The 510-nt window shown below is 33.1% G+C and carries 2 protein-coding genes; both read left to right on the plus strand.

The genetic code is table 11. The features are described 5' to 3' along the window. Positions 1 to 23: 23 nt before the first annotated feature. Entirely contained in the window at positions 24 to 233 is a 210-nt protein-coding gene (locus ACYU87_RS27725; protein WP_019116104.1) for a helix-turn-helix domain-containing protein, read from the plus strand. 16 nt (positions 234 to 249) lie between these two features. Then, on the plus strand, positions 250 to 510 hold a 261-nt coding region (locus tag ACYU87_RS27730; RefSeq protein WP_461137241.1), incomplete at its 3' end, for a hypothetical protein.

A 510-nucleotide genomic window follows, 5' to 3' on the forward strand; every position in this document is an offset into this window, starting at 1 on the left:
TCTTGGAATAGAGAGGTGAAAAAATGAAACTAAGTTATAACAAACTATGGAAACTACTAATCGATAAAGGCTTAACTAAAACCAAGCTACGTGAAATGGCTGGAATCAGCTCTTCATCAATGGCCAAGTTAACCAACTGTGGAAATGTCACTACCGAAGTTTTAATTAAAATATGCAGTGTTTTAGACTGTGACATAAGCGACATTACTGAAATTGTGAAGGAGGAAAAATAAATGAGCCAAAATATTTTTGAAAGGAGTAAAAAAAGAAATGGTAAAGATCGAAGATATTATCGAAATCAGAAAAGCTAAATTGCATGAACGTGGATATGAAATTGTCTTCCCAAACAACAAAATCATTTGGCTTACAAAAAGAAGAACCATTGCAGGTCTCCTTTTATTAATTAAATACCAAACGTGTTCTGAAGAGGATTTGGTTGGGGCAAACGATAGACTTGTAGCTATCAAAACAATTTTGAAAGGCAAATATGAAAATAGCTGGATTAAAGAC

This window comes from Spirosoma lituiforme (assembly GCF_054776635.1).